Below are 6,995 nucleotides of genomic sequence, written 5' to 3'. Positions count from 1 at the left end.
GTCCACGCCCGGCGCGAGGCAGAAGCTGTCGCGCAGCGGATTGTAGTGCAGACCGATAATGTGCTTCTCGCGCAGCGGCGTCTCATCCACCCAGTTCAGCAGCTCCGCCGGACGGATAAACTTCTTCGCGTCATGGGTGCCGCGCGGCACCATGCGCAGCACATATTCGGCGCCGATCACCGCCATCAGCCAGGCTTTGGCGTTGCGGTTAATGGTGGAGAAAAACACCTCGCCGCCCGGCTTCACCAGCTTCGCGCACGCGTGCACCACCGAACGCGGGTCCGGCACATGCTCCAGCATCTCCATACAGGTGACGACGTCATAGCTTCCGGCATGCTGTTCGGCATGATCTTCAACCGTCTGCTGGATATAGTCGACGCTAACGCCGCTCTCCAGCGCATGCAGACGCGCCACCTCCAGCGGCTCGGCGCCCATATCCAGCCCGGTCACCTGCGCGCCTTCGCGCGCCATGCTTTCCGCCAGAATACCGCCGCCGCAGCCGACATCCAGCACCTTCTTGCCGAACAGCCCGCCGCTGCGTTGGGCGATATAGCCAAGACGCAGCGGGTTGATGCGGTGCAGCGGCTTAAATTCGCCTTCCCTATCCCACCAGCGCGACGCTACCGCTTCAAATTTGGCGATTTCGTCATGATCCACATTGCTTGCACGCGCGCTCACACTCATCTTTTTTCACTCCTGACACAGTTTCCCGGAGTATACATCTTCTGGCGGCGATCGGCACGGCGCGGCAAAAGGTAAAGCGCGCTTAAAACGCTGCTTTCCGTTCACCGGCGGGTTGCGATGTGATATACTTTCGCACCTTTAAATCCGGGATAAATGTAGAGGGATAGCGGCTCCATGAGCGACCTTGCCAGAGAAATCACACCGGTTAATATTGAGGAAGAACTGAAGAGTTCCTATCTCGATTACGCCATGTCGGTCATCGTTGGCCGTGCATTACCAGATGTTCGCGATGGCCTGAAGCCGGTCCATCGTCGCGTGCTTTATGCTATGAGCGTGCTGGGGAACGACTGGAACAAACCTTACAAAAAATCTGCCCGTGTCGTTGGCGACGTCATCGGTAAATATCACCCGCACGGCGACTCCGCCGTCTACGACACCATCGTTCGTATGGCCCAGCCGTTCTCGCTGCGCTATATGCTGGTGGATGGCCAGGGCAACTTTGGTTCCATCGACGGCGACTCTGCCGCGGCGATGCGTTACACCGAAGTGCGCATGGCGAAAATTGCCCACGAGCTGCTGGCGGATCTGGAGAAAGAGACCGTCGATTTCGTGCCGAACTACGACGGCACCGAGCAGATTCCCGAAGTCCTGCCGACCAAAATTCCCAACCTGCTGGTTAACGGCTCGTCGGGCATCGCCGTCGGTATGGCCACTAATATCCCGCCGCATAACCTCACCGAGGTGATCAACGGCTGCCTGGCCTATATCGAAGACGAAAACATCAGCGTCGAAGGGTTGATGGAGCACATCCCCGGCCCCGATTTCCCGACCGCCGCCATCATCAACGGGCGTCGCGGCATTGAAGAGGCCTACCGTACCGGACGCGGTAAAATCTACATTCGCGCCCGCGGCGAGGTGGAAACCGACGCTAAAACCGGTCGCGAGACTATCGTCATTCACGAAATTCCCTATCAGGTCAACAAAGCGCGCCTGATTGAGAAAATCGCCGAGCTGGTCAAAGACAAGCGTATCGAAGGCATCAGCGCGCTGCGCGACGAGTCCGACAAAGACGGCATGCGCATCGTAATCGAAGTGAAGCGCGACGCGGTAGCGGAAGTGGTGCTGAACAACCTCTACTCGCTGACGCAGCTGCAGGTCTCCTTCGGCATCAACATGGTGGCGCTGCATCAGGGCCAGCCGAAGATCATGACCCTGAAGGAGATTCTGGAAGCCTTCGTGCGTCATCGTCGTGAAGTCGTGACGCGCCGCACCATTTTTGAACTGCGCAAAGCGCGCGATCGCGCCCATATCCTTGAAGGTCTGGCGATTGCGCTGGCGAATATCGATCCGATTATCGAGCTGATCCGTCATGCGCCGAACCCGGCAGAAGCGAAAGCGGGCCTGGTGGCGCAGTCCTGGGAACTGGGCAACGTCGCCGCGATGCTGGAGCGCGCGGGCGACAACGCCGCGCGCCCGGAATGGCTGGAAGAAGAGTTCGGCATCCGCGACGGCCGCTACCACCTGACCGAGCAGCAGGCGCAGGCGATCCTCGATCTGCGTCTGCAAAAGCTGACCGGTCTGGAACATGAAAAGCTGCTGGATGAGTACAAAGAGCTGTTGGCGCAGATCGCGGAGCTGATCCACATTCTGGAAAGCGCCGATCGCCTGATGGAAGTGATTCGTGGAGAGCTGGAAGCGATCCGCGACCAGTTCGGCGACCAGCGTCGCACGGAAATCACCGCCAACACCGCTGATATCAATATCGAAGATCTGATCAATCAGGAAGATGTGGTCGTTACCCTGTCGCATCAGGGCTACGTGAAGTATCAGCCGCTTTCTGATTACGAAGCGCAGCGTCGCGGCGGCAAAGGCAAATCAGCCGCGCGCATCAAGGAAGAGGATTTTATCGACCGTCTGCTGGTGGCCAACACCCACGACACGATCCTCTGCTTCTCCAGCCGCGGCCGTCTCTACTGGATGAAAGTCTACCAGCTGCCGGAAGCGAGCCGTGGCGCGCGCGGACGTCCGATCGTCAACCTGCTGCCGCTGGAAGCCAACGAGCGTATCACTGCCATTCTGCCGGTGCGTGAATATACCGAAGGCACCAATATCTTTATGGCGACCGCCAGCGGCACCGTGAAGAAAACCTCGCTGACCGAGTTCAGTCGTCCGCGCAGTGCCGGCATTATCGCCGTCAACCTGCGTGAAGACGACGAGCTGATCGGCGTGGCGCTCACCGACGGTAGCAACGAAGTGATGCTGTTCTCCGCCGCAGGCAAAGTGGTGCGCTTCTCCGAGCAGGCAGTGCGCGCCATGGGCCGTACCGCTTCCGGCATGCGCGGCATCAAGCTGGCGGAAGGGGATCGCGTGGTGTCGCTGATCGTGCCGCAGGAAGAGGGCGCGATTCTGACGGTGACGCAGAACGGCTACGGCAAGCGTACCGCCAACAGCGAGTATCCGACCAAATCGCGCGCGACGCAGGGCGTGATCTCCATCAAGGTGACCGAGCGCAACGGGCCGGTTATCGGCGCGGTGCAGGTGGTGGACAGCGACCAGATCATGATGATCACCGACGCCGGTACGCTGGTGCGCACCCGCGTATCGGAAGTGAGCGTGGTCGGGCGTAACACCCAGGGCGTGATTCTGATCCGCACCGCAGCGGATGAGAACGTGGTCGGTCTGCAACGTGTGGCGGAGCCGGTTGAAGAAGAAGAGCTGGACGCCATCGACGGCAGCGTCGCGGAAGGGGAGGAGGATATCGCCCCGGAAGTGGAAACCGACGATGAGATCCCGGACGGCGAAGAGGAGTAATCCTCTCTTCGACGCTAAAAAGGCCGGTCTGACCGGCCTTTTTTATCGTTCGAATAAATGACTCAACGTGCATGTTTACCGGCAGCAGAATAGACATCACTGCGTTCTCTTTTCCCTACCGCAACAACAAACACGACGACCTTATCATCCTGAACCTGATAAACGAGACGGTAACCGGAAGAGGGGAGTTTGATTTTATAACAGTCGGGCAGTCCCCGAAGTTTATTCGCCTCAATACGTGGTGCCTTTAACACTCACTTCAGCCAGCTTTTTCTTTAACTGCTCGCGTACAGGCGTTCCCAGCTTATGCCACTCGGCGTAATGACGATTGTCATTACGAATTGTGGAGTTTTTTTTTACGCTGATACAAGCTGAACGCCGCTTTTTCCCCTCCGGCTATCAGTCTGATAAAGCAACAATAGCGGACGCGAATCTGGCTTTTTTCACAGCCTGACGCTACTGTATCGGGATCAAAAAATATTACTCATTGGCGGTTGCGCCCAGGTTTCCCTTGAAATATCTCGTTTCGTTTCGCACTACGCTCAGGATTTCCCGCTATCTGTTTCGCGCGCTGGCGCTGATGCTCTGGTCGCTGGGCGCGCTGTTAACCGCGTTTTACATTATCAGCGTGCTGCATACGCAGGAAGCGCAGGTGCGTCAGGAGTTCACGCTTAACTACGATCAGGCGCAGTGGTATGTGCGTCACTCGGCGGATATTACCAGGGAGCTGAAGTACATTGCGGAAAACCGCCTGAGCAGCAGCGCCAGCGGCACCGATCCGCTGAACGGCGTCTTTCCCGGCAAGGCGACGCTGCCGCAGTTCTATCCGTTAGTCGACAATTCTAACTGTGCGGCGATGAGCAATACCTGGCGCAGCTCGCTGGAGTCGCTCAGCTACTTCCTTAACTACTGGAAAACCAATTTTGCCTCCGCCTACGAGCTGAACCGCGTCTTTTTTATCGGGGGCGAAGGGCTCTGTATGGCCGATTTCGGCATCGGCAACGGATCGGTGGATCGCGAGCGCACGATGAAAACGCTGCACGAGCGTATTCTGCGCTACCGCAACAGCAGCGCGGACGAGCGTAAAAGCAGTCTGTACTGGGTCAGCAATAACGGGCAGCCGGGCGTCGGCTATTTCTACATGATTACGCCGATCTACGTCGCCAACAAGCTGGAGGCGCTGCTCGGCATCGAGCAGAATATTCGCCTCGACGATTTTGTTACGCCGGGCAGCCTGCCCGTTACCGCCACGCTGATTGACGAGGCGAACCAGCCGGTGCTCTCCTCAAACCGCGGACGCGTCGGATTTTCACTGGACGATCTTCCCGACGACAAAGCCTGGTTCGGCTACGTCGACAGTTATAAACAGCTGGTGCTGAAGAAAACGCTGCATCCTTCCAACCTGAGCATCGTCTATTCGGTGCCGACCGATGTACTGGTCGACCGTCTGAAGCTGTTGATGATCAACGCCATCCTGCTTAATCTGGTGAGCGCGATTATTCTTTTCACGCTTGCCTGGCTGTTTGAGCGTCGAATGTTCCTGCCGGCGGAGGAGAACGCGCACCGGCTGGAGGAGCACGAGCAGTTTAACCGTAAAATCGTCGCGTCCGCGCCGGTCGGCATCTGTATTCTGCGCACCCGCGACGGTACCAACATCCTCAGCAACGAGCTGGCGCACAACTATCTGACGATGCTGACGCAGGAAGATCGACAGAAGCTGACGGAAATCATCAGCGGCCAGCAGGTTAATTTCGTCGATCTGCTGACCGGCAGCAACACCAACCTGCAAATCAGCTTCGTGCATTCGCGCTACCGCAACGAAAACGTAGCGATCTGCGTGCTGGTCGACGTCAGCGCCCGCGTGAAAATGGAAGAGTCGCTACAGGAGATGGCGCAGGCGGCGGAGCAGGCCAGCCAGTCCAAATCGATGTTCCTCGCGACCGTTAGCCACGAGCTGCGCACGCCGCTCTACGGCATTATCGGCAATCTCGATCTGCTGCAAACCAAACAGCTGCCGAAAGGGGTCGATTCGCTGGTGACGGCGATGAACAACTCCTCCAGCCTGCTGCTGAAAATCATCAGCGATATTCTCGACTTCTCGAAGATCGAATCGGAGCAGTTGCAGATCGAGCCGCGTCCTTTCGCCCCGCGCGAGGTTATCACCCATATCACCGCCAACTATCTGTCGCTGGTGGTAAAGAAGCGCCTGACGCTTTATTGCTTTATCGAGTATGACGTGCCGGTGGCGCTGGACGGCGATCCGATGCGTCTGCAACAGGTGGTCTCCAACCTGCTGAACAACGCCATTAAATTTACCCATACCGGCTGCATTATCCTGCACGCCTATGTGAAAGAGGGCTATCTGGCGGTGCGCGTGCGCGATACCGGCGTCGGCATCGCCGCCAAAGAGATCACCCGACTGTTCGATCCTTTCTTCCAGGTGGGCACCGGCGTGCAGCGCAACTTCCAGGGCACCGGCCTGGGGCTGGCGATTTGTGAAAAGCTGATCAATATGATGGACGGCGATATCGAAGTCGAGTCGGAGCCGGGCATGGGCAGTCAGTTTATCGTGCGCATTCCGCTCTATAACAGCCAGATGATGACGCCGGTGCCGCATGAGGGTCTCCAGGATAAACAGGTCTGGCTGGCGCTGCGCAACGACTTCCTCGCCAGTTTCCTGACGCGCCTGCTGCTGGCGCACGGCATTCAGGTAACGCGGCTGGATGAACAGGCGTGGCGGCCGGACGATGTGATTATCGCCGACTACGATTTTCAGCCGGAACAGCCGGCGCGCGCGGTGATCGTTTTCGACGGCGCCCATATCGATACGCCCTATGAGCTATCGCCGGGCCGCTGGATCTACAGCACCGCCATGCCGCATGAGCTGCCGGCGCTGCTGGGCCGCATCTACAGCGTGGTGGTGGAAGTGCCTGACGGCCTGTCGTCGCTGCCGGTTCCGGCGCAGCAGGGCGTCGACAATCATGACATTCTGGTGCTGGTGGTGGACGATCACCCCATCAACCGCATGCTGCTTTCCGATCAGCTGGGCTCGCTCGGCTACCGGGTGAAAACCGCGCAGGACGGCGTGGATGCGCTGAACGTGATTAGCCGCAGCGAGATAGACATCGTGTTGACCGATGTGAACATGCCAAATATGGATGGCTATCGCCTGACGCAGCGTCTGCGTCAGCTGGGGCAAACCTTCCCGATTATCGGCGTAACGGCAAATGCGCTGGCGGAAGAGAAACAGCGTTGTATGGAAGCGGGAATGGATAACTGTTTGTCGAAGCCGGTCACGCTGGAGACGCTGAAAACGTCGCTGGCGATCTACGCGGAGCGCGTCAGGAAAGTGCGTGATGTGTAAGAAAGGCGGGACGGTGCACGTAACGCGTCGTCCCTGACGCGTCAGAAAACGGCCCGTAGGCCGTTTATTCTTTATCCGCCTGTGGCGTGGTGCTGACGGAAGAGAGGTAGTTCAGCAAAGCGATATCGTTATCAAC

At 58.2% G+C, this 6,995-nt stretch carries 3 protein-coding genes and 1 pseudogene; 2 read left to right on the top strand and 2 right to left on the bottom strand.

The window, feature by feature from the left end; all coding sequences use genetic code 11:
* Nucleotides 1–684, bottom strand: a 684-nt coding sequence (ubiG, locus tag MYY08_RS08875; protein ID WP_288013938.1) for a bifunctional 2-polyprenyl-6-hydroxyphenol methylase/3-demethylubiquinol 3-O-methyltransferase UbiG, incomplete at its 3' end; no start/stop codon positions are given.
* A 174-nt stretch (nt 685–858) separates the two neighbouring features.
* Between ubiG and gyrA the strand changes: the two genes are divergently transcribed.
* Nucleotides 859–3,495 carry a DNA topoisomerase (ATP-hydrolyzing) subunit A gene (gene gyrA, locus MYY08_RS08870; RefSeq protein ID WP_288013937.1) on the top strand — a complete coding sequence of 879 codons (2,637 nt, stop codon included), beginning with the start codon at nt 859–861 and terminating at the stop codon, nt 3,493–3,495.
* 62 nt (nt 3,496–3,557) lie between these two features.
* Here gyrA and MYY08_RS08865 read toward each other — a convergent pair.
* Nucleotides 3,558–3,837: pseudogene (locus tag MYY08_RS08865) on the bottom strand (type II toxin-antitoxin system RelE family toxin).
* A gap of 169 nt (nt 3,838–4,006) precedes the next feature.
* Here MYY08_RS08865 and rcsC point away from each other — a divergent pair.
* Nucleotides 4,007–6,859, top strand: a complete 2,853-nt coding sequence (rcsC, locus tag MYY08_RS08860) for a two-component system sensor histidine kinase RcsC (RefSeq protein WP_038625135.1) — start codon at nt 4,007–4,009, stop codon at nt 6,857–6,859.
* Nucleotides 6,860–6,995: the final 136 nt, after the last annotated feature.

This window comes from Mixta sp. (genome assembly GCF_024610815.1).
Lineage (GTDB): Bacteria > Pseudomonadota > Gammaproteobacteria > Enterobacterales > Enterobacteriaceae > Mixta > Mixta calida.
The sequence above is the reverse complement of the archived record's forward strand: the minus strand, read 5'-3'. Positions and strand labels throughout refer to the sequence as shown.